The 16,077-nt window shown below is 74.3% G+C and carries 13 protein-coding genes; 6 read left to right on the top strand and 7 right to left on the bottom strand.

Annotation, left to right across the window (positions count from 1 at the left end):
- Positions 1–99: 99 nt before the first annotated feature.
- From GA0070620_RS18190 to GA0070620_RS18205, 4 genes are all read right to left on the bottom strand, one after another.
- A complete protein-coding gene (locus GA0070620_RS18190) occupies positions 100–1,905 on the bottom strand; it encodes an ABC-F family ATP-binding cassette domain-containing protein (RefSeq protein WP_091592513.1) in 1,806 nt (601 codons plus the stop codon).
- A 126-nt stretch (positions 1,906–2,031) separates the two neighbouring features.
- On the bottom strand, positions 2,032–2,982 hold the full coding sequence (locus GA0070620_RS18195; RefSeq protein ID WP_091592515.1) for a 4-(cytidine 5'-diphospho)-2-C-methyl-D-erythritol kinase: 951 nt from the start codon (positions 2,980–2,982) through the stop codon (positions 2,032–2,034).
- Between the two features lie 180 nt (positions 2,983–3,162).
- A complete protein-coding gene (gene rsmA, locus GA0070620_RS18200) occupies positions 3,163–4,032 on the bottom strand; it encodes a 16S rRNA (adenine(1518)-N(6)/adenine(1519)-N(6))-dimethyltransferase RsmA (protein ID WP_091592517.1) in 870 nt (289 codons plus the stop codon).
- Between the two features lie 73 nt (positions 4,033–4,105).
- On the bottom strand, positions 4,106–5,005 hold the full coding sequence (locus tag GA0070620_RS18205) for a TatD family hydrolase (RefSeq protein ID WP_172836451.1): 900 nt from the start codon (positions 5,003–5,005) through the stop codon (positions 4,106–4,108).
- 120 nt (positions 5,006–5,125) lie between these two features.
- Between GA0070620_RS18205 and GA0070620_RS18210 the strand changes: the two genes are divergently transcribed.
- Positions 5,126–6,373, top strand: a complete 1,248-nt coding sequence (locus GA0070620_RS18210; protein ID WP_091592519.1) for a hypothetical protein — start codon at positions 5,126–5,128, stop codon at positions 6,371–6,373.
- A 76-nt stretch (positions 6,374–6,449) separates the two neighbouring features.
- A complete protein-coding gene (locus tag GA0070620_RS18215) occupies positions 6,450–7,301 on the top strand; it encodes an alpha/beta fold hydrolase (RefSeq protein WP_091592521.1) in 852 nt (283 codons plus the stop codon).
- A gap of 97 nt (positions 7,302–7,398) precedes the next feature.
- On the opposite strand, the gene metG is transcribed toward GA0070620_RS18215, so the two are convergent.
- On the bottom strand, positions 7,399–9,201 hold the full coding sequence (gene metG / locus GA0070620_RS18220; protein WP_091592522.1) for a methionine--tRNA ligase: 1,803 nt from the start codon (positions 9,199–9,201) through the stop codon (positions 7,399–7,401).
- Positions 9,202–9,368: 167 nt separating this feature from the next.
- On the opposite strand from metG, the gene GA0070620_RS18225 reads away from it, so the two are divergent.
- On the top strand, positions 9,369–10,463 hold the full coding sequence (locus GA0070620_RS18225) for a hypothetical protein (RefSeq protein ID WP_231921835.1): 1,095 nt from the start codon (positions 9,369–9,371) through the stop codon (positions 10,461–10,463).
- A 14-nt stretch (positions 10,464–10,477) separates the two neighbouring features.
- On the opposite strand, the gene rsmI is transcribed toward GA0070620_RS18225, so the two are convergent.
- A complete protein-coding gene (gene rsmI / locus GA0070620_RS18230) occupies positions 10,478–11,326 on the bottom strand; it encodes a 16S rRNA (cytidine(1402)-2'-O)-methyltransferase (RefSeq protein WP_091592525.1) in 849 nt (282 codons plus the stop codon).
- A 236-nt stretch (positions 11,327–11,562) separates the two neighbouring features.
- Here rsmI and GA0070620_RS18235 point away from each other — a divergent pair, with 236 nt between their 5' ends.
- The 3 genes from GA0070620_RS18235 to GA0070620_RS18245 all read left to right on the top strand — a co-directional run bounded on the left by GA0070620_RS18235 (position 11,563) and on the right by GA0070620_RS18245 (position 15,595).
- Complete coding sequence (locus GA0070620_RS18235) at positions 11,563–13,146, top strand: dolichyl-phosphate-mannose--protein mannosyltransferase (RefSeq protein WP_231922438.1); 1,584 nt, start codon at positions 11,563–11,565, stop codon at positions 13,144–13,146.
- A 368-nt stretch (positions 13,147–13,514) separates the two neighbouring features.
- Positions 13,515–14,795, top strand: coding sequence for a VWA domain-containing protein (locus GA0070620_RS18240; protein WP_091592527.1), 1,281 nt, complete (start codon positions 13,515–13,517; stop codon positions 14,793–14,795).
- Positions 14,796–14,797: 2 nt separating this feature from the next.
- A complete protein-coding gene (locus tag GA0070620_RS18245) occupies positions 14,798–15,595 on the top strand; it encodes a peptidase (RefSeq protein WP_091592529.1) in 798 nt (265 codons plus the stop codon).
- A 61-nt stretch (positions 15,596–15,656) separates the two neighbouring features.
- Here the strand turns inward: GA0070620_RS18245 and GA0070620_RS18250 are convergent, their stop codons facing one another.
- Positions 15,657–15,920 (bottom strand): hypothetical protein, encoded by a 264-nt coding sequence (locus GA0070620_RS18250; RefSeq protein ID WP_091592532.1) that lies wholly within the window; start codon positions 15,918–15,920, stop codon positions 15,657–15,659.
- Between the last annotated feature and the right edge of the window lie 157 nt (positions 15,921–16,077).

Raw genomic sequence — 16,077 nt, forward strand, 5'->3', positions numbered from 1 at the left:
AGGGTCGACGATGATTGTCCCGCACGTCGGGATGTGACGCCGCACACGGCCCCCCCGGCGCGGCGGTCACCCGTCGGCGGCCGGGCCTGGGCGGGGTGCTCAGTCGGCCGGCAGCTCCTCGGCCAGGGCCAGCCAGGCCTCCTCGGTGCGCTCCCGCTCGGCGCGCAGGTCCTTGAGCTGGGCGTCGAGGTCGGCGACCTTCGCGTAGTCGGTGGCGTGCGCGGCGAGTTGGTCGAGCAGTGTCGCCTCGCGCTGCTCCAGCTTGCCGATCTGCCGCTCCAGGCGGGTCAGCTCCTTGCGGGCCTGCCGCACCTCGGCTGCGGAGAGGCCGGCGCGGGCCGGTGCCTCGGGGGTGGCCGCGGGGACGGCTTCGGCGCGGGCGGAGCCGGGCCGGCCGGCGGCGCGCTCAAGATAGTCGTCGATGCCGCCGGGCAGGTGCACGAGCCGCCCGTCGCCGAACATCCCGTATGCGGCGTCGGTGACGCGTTCGATGAGGTAGCGGTCGTGACTGGCCACGATGATCGTGCCGGGCCACGAGTCGAGCAGGTCCTCCAGCGCGGCGAGGGTGTCGGTGTCCAGGTCGTTGGTGGGCTCGTCGAAGAGGAGCACGTTGGGCTCACCGGCGAGCAGCCGCAGCATCTGCAGGCGGCGCCGCTCGCCGCCGGAGAGGTCGCTGACCGGGGTCCAGAGCCGCCGGTCGTCGAAGCCGAAGATCTCGGCGAGCTGGGCGGCGGAGATCTCCCGGTCGCCGAGCTGCACCCGCCGGGCGACCTCCTCGACCGCCTCGAGCACCCGCAGCTGGCCGGGGAGCTCGGCGAGTTCCTGGGAGAGGAAGGCGGGCCGGACGGTGGAGCCGGTGACGAACCGGCCGCCGTGGGGGTGGGTGACGCCGGCGAGCATCCGCAGCAGGGTGGTCTTGCCGGCGCCGTTGGCCCCGAGGACGGCGATCCGGTCGCCGGGGCCGACCTGCCAGGTGACGTCCCGCAGGATCTCCTTCGGGCCGGCGTGCAGGGTGACCTGCTCCAGGTCGTACACCTGCTTGCCGAGCCGGGCGGTGGCGAGCCGTTGCAGCGACATGGTGTCGCGCGGCGGTGGGACGTCGGCGATCAGCGCGTTGGCGGCGTCGATGCGGAAGCGGGGCTTGGAGGTGCGGGCCGGCGGGCCGCGCCGCAGCCAGGCGATCTCCTTGCGGAGCAGGTTCTGCCGGCGGGCCTCGGTGGCCGCGGCGACGCGTTCCCGTTCGGCGCGGGCGAGCGTCCACGCGGCGAAGCCGCCCTCGTACGCCCGGACGGTCTGGTCGGCGACCTCCCAGGTGGTGGTGCAGACGGCGTCGAGGAACCACCGGTCGTGGGTGACCACGACGAGCGCGCCCTTGCGGCCGAGGAGGTGCCGGGCGAGCCAGTCGACGCCGCCGACGTCGAGGTGGTTGGTGGGCTCGTCGAGGATCAGCAGGTCGGAGTCGCGCACCAGCAGGGCGGCGAGGGCGACGCGGCGGCGTTCGCCGCCGGACATCGGGCCGACCGGCTGGTCGAGGCCCAGGTGGGGCATGCCGAGGCCGTCGAGGATGGCCCGCACGCCGGCGTCGCCGGCCCACTCGTGCTCGGCGCCCATGCTCTCGGCGAGCCACTCGGTGCCGAGCACGACGTCGCGCACGGTGGCGTCGGGGGCGAGCGTGAGGGTCTGCGGCAGCCAGGCGACGCGCAGGTCACGGCGGTGGGTGACGCGGCCGTCGTCGGGCTCCTCGGTGCGGGTCAACAGCCGCAGCAGGGTGGACTTGCCGGCGCCGTTGAGGCCGACCACGCCGATCCGGTCGGCGTCGTCGAGGCCGAGCGACACGTCGGTGAGCAGCGGGCCGGCGGCCCCGTAGCCCTTGGACACCCGGTCCAGGTTGACGATGTTGGCCACGAGCCACCTTCCATGATCAAAGCGCCCCGGTGCCGGCGGGCACGGGACGCCTGGCCTACCAGCGTACGCGGGCGGCCCGCCTCCCGCGCCACCCGCCCGGATCGGGGAACCGGGTGGGGACGGCCGTCAGACGATCCGGGCGCCGGCCACCGGCCCGTGCGCCACCCGCACCTCGCGGCACACCGCCGCGGCGGTCAGGTCCGCGGCGAGGCGGACCGCGTGCTTCTCGTCGCCGGCGAGGAAGACGCAGGTGGGCCCGGAGCCGGAGACGAGGCCGGCGAGGGCACCCGCCGCCTCGCCCGCCTTGAGGGTCTCGGCGAGCGCGGGGCGCATGGCGAGCGCGGCGTCCTGCAGGTCGTTGCCGAGCGCGGCGGCCAGCACCCGCGGGTCCCGCTGCCGCAGCGCGGCGAGCAGCGCGTCGGTGCTGCCCAGCGGCGGGCCGGCGGTGCCGGCTTCGCGGAGCCGGTCCAGCTCACGGTAGGCGGCCGGGGTGGACAGGCCGCCGTCGGCGATGGCGACGACCCAGTGCCAGGAGGTGGGGCGGGCCAGCACCGGGCTGACCGCCTCGCCGCGGCCGGTGCCCAGCGCGGTGCCACCGTGGATGAGGAACGGCACGTCGGAGCCGAGGTCGGCGGCGATGCCGGCCAGTTCGTCGCGGGACAGGCCGGTGCCCCAGAGCGCGTCGCAGGCGACCAGGGCCGCCGCGGCGTCGGCGCTGCCGCCGGCCAGCCCGCCGGCGAGCGGGATCTGCTTGCGTAGGTGCAGCCGGGCGTGCGGCAGGACCCCGGCGTAGCCGGCGAGGGCGTGGGCGGCCCGGATCACCAGGTTCGTGTCGTCCAGGGCCAGCTCGCCGGCGCCCTCGCCCTCCATGGTGAGGGCGAGGGTGTCGCCCCGGCGGGCGGTGAGCTCGTCGTGGATCGAGATCGCGTGGTAGACGGTGTTCAGCTCGTGGTAGCCGTCCCGGCGCAGCGGGCCCACCCCGAGGTGCAGGTTGACCTTCGCCGGTACGCGTACCCGCACCGGGCCGCTCGCGCCGCGCCGCTGGCCGTCGTCGTCCGGTCGCCAGGCCTCGGTCACGGGGCGACGTCCCGTACGCGCGCGGGGATGTCGAACGGCTTGTCCACGATCAGCTCCTCGGCGGGGGCGGCGGCCGGCTCGTTCCGGCCGTCGACCGGGTCGTACGCGTACACCTGCGGCGGATCCTGCGCGGTCCGCCCGTGGTCTCGGGATGCCCGCGTCGGCGGGTACCGCGCCAGCCTACTGTGCGGCCGGGGCGGCGGCCGGGGCCGACGCGGCGACTGCGGCGAACTGCTCGACGGTGAGCGACTCGCCACGGGCACCCGGGTCCACCCCCGCCGCGGTGAGCGCGGCGGCGGCCCGGTCCGCCCCGCCGGCCCACCCGGCGAGGGCCGCACGCAGGGTCTTGCGACGCTGGGCGAACGCGGCGTCCACCACCGCGAAGACCCGCTCGCGGGTCACGTCGGTGCGGGGTGGTTCCCGCCGGGTGAAGGCGACCAGCCCGGAGTCGACGTTGGGCACCGGCCAGAAGACGTTCGGTGGGACCTTGCCGGCGGCGCGGGCCCGGGCGTACCAGGCGAGCTTGACCGACGGGATCCCGTACACCTTGGAGCCGGGGCCCGCGACGAGCCGGTCGGCGACCTCCTTCTGCACCATGACCAGGCCGTGCCGCAGGTCGGGCAGCTCGGCGAGCAGGTGCAGCACCACCGGCACCGCGACGTTGTAGGGCAGGTTCGCGACCAGCGCGGTGGGGGGCGGGTCGGCGAGCGCGGCGGCGGTGATCCGCAGGGCGTCGGCCCGGTGCACGGTGAGCCGGGCGGCGGCCGGGCCGGCGTGCCGGGCGGTGGTCTCCGGCAGCGCGCCGGCCAGCACCGGGTCGATCTCCACGGCGTGCACGTGCGCGGCGACCGGGAGCAGGGCCAGGGTGAGCGAGCCGAGCCCGGGGCCGACCTCCAGTGCCACGTCGTCCGGGCCGAGCCCGGCCGCGGTGACGATCCGGCGCACCGTGTTCGGGTCGTGCACGAAGTTCTGGCCGAGCTTCTTCGTCGGCGACACGCCCAGCCGGGCGGCCAGCTCCCGGATCTCCGCCGGGCCGAGGAGACCGGTCATGGGCAGCAGCGTATGCGGCTCGACGGGGTCGCCCGGAGGGGACCCGGCACGGCCGCCGGGCGCGGCGGGCGCTTCACCACGGGCCGAAGGCGCGCTCGCCGGTCGCCGAGATGGCGGCGCAGAGTTCGTCGAGGTCCGCGCCGGTGGTCGCGGCCAGCGAGCGGACCGTGAGCGGGATGAGGTACGACGCGTTGGGCCGGCCGCGGTGCGGCATCGGCGTCAGGTAGGGGGCGTCGGTCTCCACGAGGATCTGGTCGAGCGGGGTCACGGCGGCGGCCTCGCGCAGCGCGCCGGCGCTGCCGAAGGTGACCGTACCGGCGAAGCTGAGCAGGTAGCCCCGGCGGACGCACTCGGCGGCGAAGTCCGCGTCGCCGGAGAAGCAGTGCAGGACCACGGTGTCCGGCGCGCCCTCGTCGTCGAGGACGCGCAGCACGTCGGCGTGCGCGTCCCGGTCGTGGATGACCAGCGTCTTGCCGTAGCGCTTCGCGATGGCGATGTGGGCCCGGAAGCTCTCCTCCTGCGCGGCGCGGCCCTCGTCGCCGGTGCGGAAGAAGTCCATGCCGGTCTCGCCGATCCCGCGGACCCGGTCCCGGGCGGCGAGCGTCTCGATCTCGCGCAGCGCCTCGTCGAGGTCGGCCAGGCGGGGCGCCTCGTTCGGGTGCAGGGCCACCGTGGCGAGGACCGCCGGGTGGTGGTCGGCCACGTCGGCGCCCCAGCGGGAGGAGGCGACATCCACGCCGACCTGCACCAGCCGGTCGACCCCGACGTCGGCGGCGACCGCGACGGCCGTGCCGACCGGGTCGTCGGTGGGGCCGCCGCCGGGCACACCGGCCTCGCTGACGGTGATGTCCAGGTGCGTGTGGCTGTCGAGCACCGGGCTCGGCAACGGCTCGGGCGCGGGCGGGAACTCGCCGGCGCGCCGGGCCGCGCGCGCCCGGCGGGACTCGCTCGTCTGTTCGGTTGGCTCGGTCATCACCCAAAGGATCACACACCGACCGTGGACATCCGCCCGCCACCCGCTGTTCACCTCGATCACGCAGAGCGACTCTACGGTCGCCCCCGTGAGCGAGCCGTGGGCACAGCGAGGTGCGGCATGAGTGTCACTCCTCAGGCCAGCGGAGACGCCGGCGAGCGGACCGGGCTGCGGGTGGCGTACGGCGGCGGCGTCTACCCGGCCGAGCAGATCGCCCGGGGGGCCGCGTACGAGTTGTTCAGCGCCGACGAGGTGGCCGGGTTCGAGTGGGCGCCCCGCCCGGGGTCGGCCCTGCCCTGGCGTCGGTTCGTCCACGTCACCGAGGTGACCGCCGTGCACGGCGCGGCCGATCCGGGTGAGGAGCCGGAGGCGCCGCTGCTGATGCCGGTGCACCGGGAGCGGGGCTGGGCGCAGGTCCACCAGCTCAGTCAGCGCCCCGACGCGGCCGACGACCCGACGCTGGTCGCGGTACGCGGGTCGGCGACGATCCGCCGGGGCACCCGGATGGTCAAGCTGCTCTCGGGCCGTCAGCTCGCCGGGTACGTGCGGGGTTGGCTGCCGCACGGCTTCTGCTATCGCGAGTACGACGTCGCCCACCTGCGTACGCCGTCGGCGACGACGCTGTTGCGCACGGACGGCGAGGTCGGCCGGGACGGCGGCGAGGTGACGTACGCGCTGCGCTGGCGGGCCACCGACCCGGTCGACTACGACGTGCCGGTGGGCGAGGCGCACCGGGGCCTGAGCGCGCTGCCGCCCCGGGACCGGCTGGGGGCGCCGGTGCTCGGCACCGGTTTCGTGCCCAGCAGCAACCAGCTGATCCCCGAGTTCGTCACCCGGGATTTCGCCGACCTGCCGATGCCGGCCAACGCCACCCTGCTCGCCTATCCGGCGGACGGGGTGGAGGTGGTGCTCTACAGCTACCAGGCCGAGCAGCGGGGCTGGCTGCGGATGGTCGGCCCGCAGTGGCGGCACCTGATCGCCGCGGTGCCGGGCCTCTCCCCCGACCAGGAGTACCTGCCGACCGGGGACGCGCCCCGCGCCACCCAACTCGTCGGCCGGTACGGCGACAGCGAGTACGAGGCGGTCGCCGACCTGCCCGGCGGCTTCCGCGTGCTGGCGATGACCCGGGCGGCCCGCTACCCGGTGGACGCGGTGGCCCGGCGGCTGCGCTTCGCGTCCTGGCGTGGTGTGTCGTGTCTGGTGCTGCGCGAGGAGGCGGGTTGGCTGCGGCTGCGGCTGCGGCGGCCCGATCCGGACTCCGTGGCGGTGACCGCCGCACAGTGCCATGACCGGGGCGTCTACGAGGTGTGGGCCCCGGGCGCGGAGGTGACGGACGACCAGGTCGTCCACGTGCCGTACGCCCTCTAGCGCGGGCGGGCATACCACCGGGTGGGCCGGGAATGCGCCGGGCGAGGAGACAACCCGAGCCCGTCAGGAGAAGAGCATGCCCTTCATCACCGTGGGGACGGAGAACTCCGCGCCCATCGACCTGTACTACGAGGACCACGGCTCCGGTCAGCCGATCGTGCTGGTCCACGGCTTCCCGTTCAACGGTGCGACGTGGGAGAAGGTGTCCATCCCGCTGCTGAACGCCGGATACCGGGTCATCACGTACGACCGGCGCGGTTTCGGTAACTCGGCACAGCCGACGATGGGGTACGACTACGACACCTTCGCCGCCGACCTCGACGTGCTGATGACCGAGCTGGATCTGCGCAACACGATCCTGGTCGGCCACTCGATGGGCACCGGTGAGGTGACCCGCTACCTCGGCGCGTACGGGTCGCAGCGGGTGAGCCAGGCGGTGCTGCTGTCGCCGCTGGCACCGTTCCTGCTGAAGACCGCGGACAACCCGGAGGGCGTCGACAAGAGCCTCTTCGACGGCTTCCAGCAGGCGATCATCGCCGACCGCTTCGCCTACCTGACGCAGTTCTGCGACGCGTTCTTCAACTACAGCGAGAACAAGGGCAAGCTGGTCAGCGAGGAGGCGTTCCGCGCGCACTGGGAGATCGGCGCGCGGGCCTCGGCCAAGGGCACGTACGACTCCGTCGACGCGTGGCTCACCGACTTCCGGGGCGACCTGCCCAACATCGACGTGCCGGTGCTGATCGTGCAGGGCGACAAGGACAACGTGCTGCCGTACGCGAGCACCGGGCAGCGGCTGCAGCCGATGCTCGCCGGCAGCCAGTTGGTGACCCTGAAGGGTGCCCCGCACGGCCTTCCGTGGACGAACGCCAATGAGGTCAACAGGGCGATCATGGACTTCATCGGCTCGCCGACCATGGCTCGCGCCTGACGTCCCGCCGGCGGCGCCCGGTTCGGGCGCGGCCGGCCGACGTCAGAGATGGGTGCGGCCCCGGGGGTTCCCCGGGGCCGCACACCGTGCTGTCCGTTCAGCCGGCCAGCCGGGCCAACTCCTCGTCGACGATCGACGGGTCGAGCTTGCGGAACACCGGCTTGGGCGCCGCGAGCGGCCGACCCACCGCCAGGGGTACGGACTCCCAGCGCGCGCCCTGCGTGTAGTCCCCGGTCAGCACCGGGTAGGCCGGCCCGCCGTCGAGGTCGGAGACCTCGACGATCCGGGGCATCGGCGCGTGGACGCCCGTACCGCCGAGCAGCTCGTGCACCTTCTGCGCGGAGTGCGGCAGGAACGGGGTGAGCAGCGTGTTGGCGTCGCTGACCACCTGGAGGGCGACGTGCAGGATCGTGCCCATCCGGGGCTTGTCGGCGGCGTCCTTCAGCTTCCAGGGCGCCTGCTCGGACAGGTACTTGTTGGCCTCGGCGACCACCCGCATCGCCTCACCGATGGCCTGCTTCTGCCGGTGCTTGGCGATCAGGTCGCCGACCGTGGCGAAGCCGGCCCGGGCGGTGGCGAGCAGCGCCTCGTCCGCCTCGGTGAGACCGGCCGGGTCGACCGGCGGGATCTCGCCGAAGTTCTTCGCCGCCATGGAGATCGACCGGTTGACGAGGTTGCCCCAGCCGGCGACCAGCTCGTCGTTGTTGCGGCGGAGGAACTCGGCCCAGGTGAAGTCGGTGTCGTTGCTCTCGGGCCCGGCGGCGGCGATGAAGTAGCGCAGGGCGTCGGCGTCGTAGCGCTCCAGGAAGTCCCGGACGTAGATGACGACCCGCCGGGACGAGGAGAACTTGCGCCCCTCCATGGTCAGGTACTCGCTGGACACCACCTCGGTGGGCAGGTTGAGGCGGCCCAGGTCGCCCGGCTCGCCGTCGTGGGCGCCCTCACCGGAGTAGCCGGCGAGCAGCGCCGGCCAGATGACCGAGTGGAAGACGATGTTGTCCTTGCCCATGAAGTAGTAGGTCTGGGCGTCCTTGCCCTCGCCGTCGGTGGACCACCAGCGCCGCCACGCCTCCGGGTCGCCGGAGCGGCGCGCCCACTCGATGGAGGCGGACAGGTAGCCGATGACCGCGTCGAACCACACGTAGATCCGCTTGTCGGACCGGTCGCGCCACCCGTCCAGGGGGATCGGCACGCCCCACTCCAGGTCCCGGGTGATGGCCCGGGGCTGGAGGTCGTCGAGGAGGTTCTTCGAGAACCGCAGCACGTTCGGGCGCCAGCCCTCCCGGGTGTCCAGCCACTGCCGCAGCACCTCGGCGAGGGCGGGCAGGTCCAGGAAGAAGTGCTCGGTCTCGACGAACTCCGGCGTCTCACCGTTGATCTTCGACTTCGGGTTGATCAGGTCGATCGGGTCGAGCTGGTTGCCGCAGTTGTCGCACTGGTCGCCGCGGGCGCTCTCGTAGCCGCAGATCGGGCAGGTGCCCTCGATGTAGCGGTCGGGCAGCGTCCGGCCGGTGGACGGGGAGATCGCCCCCATGGTGGTCTTCGGCACGATGTAGCCGTTGCGGTACATCCCCTCGAAGAGGTCCTGCACCACCGCGTAGTGGTTACGGGTGGTGGTGCGGGTGAACAGGTCGTACGACAGGCCCAGCCCGTGCAGGTCCTCCACGATCACCCGGTTGTAGCGGTCGGCCAGCTCGCGCGGGGTGACCCCCTCGGCGTCGGCCTGCACCTGGATCGGCGTGCCGTGCTCGTCGGTGCCGGAGACCATGAGCACGTCGTGGCCGGCCATCCGCATGTACCGGCTGAAGACGTCGGAGGGAACGCCGAAACCGGAGACGTGGCCGATGTGGCGCGGGCCGTTGGCGTACGGCCAGGCAACCGCCGCGAGAACGTGACTCATGACCAGCAAGCCTAGTGACCCCCGCCGGGCGGTCGCGAACCAATAGGGGTGCCGGGGCGTCGCCGGTCGGCGATCAGGCGGACACCCCTCCCCCTTTGGTCCGATTTGTCGCCGACACGCGCCTCAGCTGCCCGGATCCGCTCCCCGTTAGGGGTGCAATGAACGTCGTGACTGGCAGACGATCGGCCCGGAAGCCCGACGACCAGCCCTCCGGGGCCGCGGTCGCCGACAACCGGTCCGCGCCGGACCGGCCGCCACCGCCGCACCAGCCGGGCCCGCACCAGGGCCAGGCCCCGCCCGACCGGACCGCACCGCCGCACCGACCGCGGCACGACGGCCCGGCGACGCCGGACGGGTCCGCACCGCCGCCGCCCGCGCCGGCCCAGGCCCGGCGCGGGCGGCGGAACGCGGCGACCGGACCGGTCGTGCCGGCTCCGGCGCCAGCGCCGACGCTTCCCGGGTCTCCGGGCGGCACCGCCGGGGCCGGACCGGACACCGAGGACCCTTCCGCGCAGGCCGGGGTGGCCCCGGTCGAGGTGGAGCCGACCACCGGGGCGCCGCTGGACGCCCTGCCCCGCCGGGTGCCGGTCCGCCAGCCGAAGCGGTGGCACCGCGGCGGGCGCGCCACCGCCGGCGGTACGGCGAAGGAGGACGACTCGACGTTCTGGGCCCCCATCGAGGAGGTGCACTGGGACGGCACCCCGATCCGGGCCGAACCGGAGCGGGAACGGGACGATCCGACCCGTCGGCGGCGGGCGCGGGCGACCCACCCGCCCGACCCCCTACCCGGGCTCGCCGCGCTGCTGGCGCTGAGTCTCGTCGCGGCGTTCTTCGCCTGGGTCAGCGCCGGGCCGCTCTGGCTGGCGCTGGGCCACTCGACGGAGGGCCGGGTCGCGATCTCCGACTGCACCGGCGGCGGGCTCACCCAGCGTTGCCGGGGCATCTTCACCGCCGACGAGGGTCGCTTTCTCGCGCACGGCGTACGGATCAGCGGCGTACCGGCAGAGCGGGCCGCACCGGGCGCGACCCTGCCCGCCCGGATGACCGGCCCGGACGGCGACACCGCGTACGCCGACCGGGGCCTGGCCCGGCACCTGCGCTGGATGCTCGGCCTGCTGATGGTGGCCGCCTGCGGCGCCGGGATCGCCCGGTGGACCGGTGCCACGCGGCTGGGCGACCGCCGGGCTCGACGCTGCGCGGTCGGCGCCGCGTTCGGCGGGCCGGCGCTGATCACCCTCGGGTTTCTCGCCGCCGCCTGGTGAACCAGGCCGACGTGTCAGCGGTGGACGACGGTGTAGACGTCGCGCCGGCGCAGCCCGTGCCGCGTGGCCACCTCACTGATCGCGTCGCGGCGGGACAGGCCGGCGGACTCGCGCTCGGCCACCTCCGCCTTCAGGGCGTCGTCGTCGGGGCGCTCGGCCGGCGTCTCCGGGGCGCCGGCCACCACCAGAGTGATCTCCCCGCGCGGCTCCCCCTCGGCGGCCCAGCGGGCCAGGTCGCCGAGCGGCCGGCGGAGCACCTCCTCGTACGTCTTCGTGAGCTCTCGGCACAGCGCGGCCGGCCGGTCGGCGCCGAACGCGTCCGCCAGGTCGGCCAGCGCCCCGGCGACGCGGTGCGGCGCCTCGAAGATGACCAGCGTGCGCGGCTCGGTGGCGAGCTCCCGCAGGCGGGACCGCCGGGCGCCGGGTGAGCGGGGCAGGAACCCCTCGAAGCAGAACCGGTCGCAGGGCAGGCCGGAGAGGGCGAGGGCGGTGGTGACGGCGCTCGGCCCGGGCGCCGCGGTGACCGGCGCGCCGGCGTCGAGGGCGGCCCGGACCAGCCGGTAGCCGGGGTCGGAGACGCTCGGCATGCCCCCGTCGGTGACCAGCGCCACCAGGTAGCCGGCCTGGATCACCTCGACCAGCTCCGGCGTACGCCGCTCCTCGTTGCCCTCGAAGTAGGAGACGATCCGCCCGGGAATGGTGACGTCGAGGTCCCGGGCCAGCCGGGTGAGCCGGCGGGTGTCCTCGGCGGCGACCACGTCGGCGCTGGCGAGCACCTCGCGGAACCGGGTGGACGCGTCGGCCGGGTTTCCGAGCGGCGCGCCGAGGAGGACGAGGCGGCCGACGTCCGACATTTCACCCACAGGTTGTGCTCCTCGGTCGACAGCCGTTCCGGTATCGGGGACGACGGGCGCCACCGGTCACCATCGCAGCCTACGATTCCCGGGTGACGAGTGCGTCGACAGCACAGAGCGCGGGCACCGGTCGGGCCGAGTCGGAGGATCTCGTGGGGCGAGCCGCCGAGACCGGGCGTACGGCCGATGACGGGTCGGCCGGGACGACGGCCGCGCCCCGGGCCGACGGCGGTGGCCTCCCCGGGGTGGTCCGCCGCCGGTTGGCGACCGTCGACGCGGGGCTCGACGCCTGGTCGTGGCTGGCCACCGGCGTCGTGGTGCTGATCGCCGGGATCCTCCGCTTCGTGGGCCTGTCCTCCCCCGGCGGCAAGATCTTCGACGAGGTCTACTACGCGCGGGACGCGTACGGGCTGATCGACCGCGGCTTCGAGTGGAACTACAAGGACGGCAACCCGTCGTACGTCGTGCACCCGCCGCTGGGCAAGTGGCTCATCGGCCTCGGCGAGTGGGCCTTCGGCTACCAGGACCCGGAGAGTCGCGTCTCGGTGCCGGGGCACCTGGTGACCACGTCACCCGAGTTCGGGTGGCGCTTCTCGGCAGCCGTGATCGGCACGCTGTCCGTGCTGCTGCTGGTGCGGATCGGCCGGCGGATGTTCCGGTCCACCGCGCTGGGCTGCGCCGCCGGCCTGCTGCTCGCCCTGGACGGCTTCCACCTCGTGCTGTCCCGCACCGCGCTGCTCGACATCTTCCTGCTCTTCTTCGTGCTGGCCGCGTTCGGCGCCCTGGTTCTCGACCGCGACGCGCGGCGCCGGCGCTGGGAGCGGGCGCTGGAGGCCGGCCTCGACCCCACCCGGCCCGGGCGCGCGGGCCGGCCGGCGACCGACTGGCGGAACTGGCCGTGGTGGCGGCTCGCGGCCGGTGTGCTGCTCGGCTGTGCCTGCGCGGTGAAGTGGAGCGCGCTCTACTTCGTGCCGGCGTTCGCCCTGCTGGTGCTCCTCTGGGAGGTCGGCGTGCGCCGGTCGGCGGGGGTCCGCCGGCCGTGGCGGGACGCCGTGCTCGACGAGCTGCCCTGGTTCGCGCTGGCCGGTGTGCTGATGGTCGGCACCTACCTGGCCACCTGGTCGGGCTGGCTGCTCACCGACGGCGGCTACTACCGGCTCGCGGCCAACTATCCCGGGGCCCCGCTCAGCGACGCCCCGGTGGTCGGGCCGCTGATCAACCTCTTCGAGTACCACAAGGCGGCGTACGGCTTCCACACCGGCCTCGACGACCCGCACAAGTACCAGTCCTGGCCCTGGCAGTGGCTGCTGCTGGGACGGCCGGTGGCGTTCTACTGGTCGGGCGACGGCGGCTGCGGGGCGGCCAGCTGCGCGGCGGAGATCCTGCTGCTCGGCACGCCGCTGCTCTGGTGGTCGTTCCTGCCGGCACTGGTGGCGCTGGCCTGGCTCGGTGTCGCCCGGCGGGACTGGCGGGCCGGGGCGATCCTGCTGACCGTGGCGGCCGGCCTGCTGCCGTGGTTCTGGTTCGCCCTGGACGGTCGGACGATGTTCTCGTTCTACACCGCGCCGGCCCTGCCGTTCCTGGTGCTGGCGGTGGTCTACGTGCTCGGGGCGATCATCTCGCCCGCCGAGGCGGGTGCCGGTGCGGTCCGAGCGCCCGTGCCGGCGGAGGCCGCGCACGACCGCCGGGTCATCGGGGGCGTCGTCGTGGGCGCGTACGTGCTGCTGGTCGCGCTCTGCTTCGCGTACTTCTATCCGATCTTCGTGGGCCGGGTCATCCCGTACGCGGACTGGTCCGCCCGGATGTGGCTGGACGGTCGCTGGATCTGACCGGCCTCGTCGCGCGCCCGTGCCCGCGTTCCGGGCACGGCGCGGCGGCACCGGGACGGCCGAACGACAACGGGCCCGTACGCATCGGCGTGCGGGCCCGTTGGACAAAGACGCGCGCCCCGATCGCCTGCCACGGGGGAAGCGGGCGATTGGGGCGCGCAAGAGAAGCTTAACCACCCCGCACCACCGGCACAACGGGTCGACTTGGGTCAGATTTCTGACGGATACCAGCCCGATAACTCGGAAGAAGCGCAGGTTGACCCAGCGTCACCGCGTGCGCGGAGTCGGGTCCGGTCGTCCACAGCGGTCGGTCGCACGGCGGCCCACCCCGACGATCATCCTAAGTGGACTGCTCCTACACTGCGCCGGTGATCAACTCAAGACGATCCACCACGGTCCTCGTCGGACTTCTGGTGGTCTCCGCGCTGCTCGGGCCCGCGCCCGCCGCGGCCGACGAGCCGACACCCCCCGAGCCACCCCGCGTCGAACTGGTGCTCGACGTCAGCGGGTCGATGCGCGCCCGCGACATCGACGGCCGCAGCCGGATCTCCGTCGCCCAACAGGCGTTCAACGAGGTCGTCGACGCGCTGCCGGCGGAGACGCAGCTCGGCATCCGGGTGCTGGGCGCCACCTACCAGGGCAAGGACAAGAAGGTCGGCTGCCAGGACACCCAGCAGATCGTGCCGGTCGGCCCGGTCGACCGGACCGAGGCGAAGGCGGCGGTGGCCACCCTGCGGCCGACCGGCTTCACCCCGGTCGGGCTCGCCCTGCGCAAGGCCGCCGAGGACCTCGGCACGGGTGCCACCACCCGACGGATCGTGCTGATCACTGACGGCGAGGACACCTGCGCCCCGCCCGACCCCTGCGACGTCGCCCGGGAACTCGCCGCCCAGGGTACCCGGCTGGTGGTCGACACGCTCGGCCTCGCCCCCGACGAGAAGGTACGCCGACAGCTGCTCTGCATCGCGAGCGCGACCGGCGGCACGTACACGGCCGCCCAGAGCACCGAGGAGCTGACCGGGCGGATCAAGCAGTTGGTCGAGCGGGCCGGTGAGACGTACACCCGGACGCCCACCGTCGTCGGCGGCGGCAACGCCTGCCCGGGTGCCCCGGTGCTCGGGCCCGGCGTCTACACCGACCGGGAGACGTTCTCCGAGCACCGCTGGTACCGGGTTCCGGTGCGACCGGGCCAGGAGCTGCGGGCGTCGGTCAGCATGGCGCTGGACCGGCCGGTCAACCGCGACTACGGCGTACTGCTGCGGGCCGTCGCCCAGGACGGCCGCGAACTGGTCCGCGGCGCGGACGCGGGCAGCGGCCGGGCGGACGTCGTCTCCGCCGGCCTGCGCTGGTCCGGCGACGAGCCCGAGGACCGCGACACCGAGGAGCGCGACGCCGACGTGCCCGCCCCGGCGGAGCTGGTCTGCCTGGTGGTCAGCAACTCGTTCGCCCCCCGCGCCGGCACCGGGCTGACGCCGGGAATGCCCGTCGAACTGACCGTCGACGTGGTGGCCGCGGCACCCGACCCGCGCGGGCCGGACCTCGGCCGGGGCTGGGTGCTGCTGGCCCTGCTGACCGTCGCCGGTCTGCTCACCGGCCTGGTGACCGGCCTGCTCACCCGCTGGTGGGTAGCCACCTGGAGGGAGAAGTGAGCGTGCGTACCCCCTTGAGGTCGACGGTGGCGCTGCTCGCCGTCGCCGGCGCCACGCTGCTGCCCACGGCCGCCGCCGCGGACGCGACGCCCGCGCCCACCCCCTCGCCCGGCGCGCAGACCGTGACCCGGGCGGGCACGTCGTTCCTCACCGCCACCGCCATCAACGCCGGTCAGCCGGTCCGGGTCGGCGCCTCCACCGGTGACCACCTCTACTGGTCGTTCACCGCGGCGGCCGGGCAGGTGCACGACATCACCGCGACCGTGACGTTCCCGCGCAACCGCAGCGGGGCGTCCACCTGGACGGTGGAGGTCTTCGACGGGCTCCGTCGCCGGCAGGCCTGCACCGCGGGGGCGCAGACCCCGACCGTCGAGGCGGCGAGCGGGACCGTGTCGCTCGGCTGCACCCTCCGCGAGGTACGGCCCTGGGCCGAGCCGTGGTCGGCCGACCCGCTTCCTGGCACGTACTACGTCCGGCTGTCGGTCGTCGACCTGCCGGAGCCCGACCTGGGCGCGCCCATCGACGTGGACCTGCTGGTCAGCGCGGACGGCGACGGCGGCGCCCCCGCCGACGACGGTGAACTCGCCGCGCCGCTGGTGCCGAACACCCGCGCCGGTGCCCTGCTCTCGGAGGACGCCGCCACCGCGTCCGCCGCGACGGACGAGGAGCAGGACAGCGGCTTGGCCGACCTGCTGCCCGCGCTGGGCTCCCGGTGGATCTGGACCGGCGTCGGCGGGATCCTCGCCGCCGTGGCCGGGGTGGTCGGCTTCGCGCTGACCCGACGCCCCCGACGCCCCTAGGGTCAGGCCCTGAACACCACCGCCGTCCGGCGCCGTGCCCCGGCGCCGGACGGCGGAACCGTCATCGGGTACGCGGGCCGCGGGGCAGCCAGCCGATGAACCGGTCCTGGAGGGACGCCACCGGTGCGGTACGCAGGTCCTCGCTGGCGGCGGCGAGACAGGAGCCCAGGTAGACGCTGAGCATCGCCCGGTCCCCGTACTCCTCCAGGAGCCGGGCGCGCTTCGTCGCGCACGGCCACTCGTCACCGCAGGAACCGCAGCTCCAGCCCGGCGTCAGCGGGGCGTGTTCGTCGCTCCGCGGGCTGGACGCTTCCGCACCGGTCATCGCGCTCCCTCTCCGGATCCTGACGGGGCCGGGGCCACTGCCCGACCTGGATCGACCGCTGTCGCGGCAGCCATGGTCCGGCTGCCGCCGGATCAGCGCTCCGGAACCATCCGGTGTTACATGGTTGCGGTACTTTCGCCACTCGTGGCAGTCAGAT

The organism is Micromonospora krabiensis (genome assembly GCF_900091425.1).
In the GTDB taxonomy this organism is placed as follows: Bacteria; Actinomycetota; Actinomycetes; order Mycobacteriales; family Micromonosporaceae; genus Micromonospora; species Micromonospora krabiensis.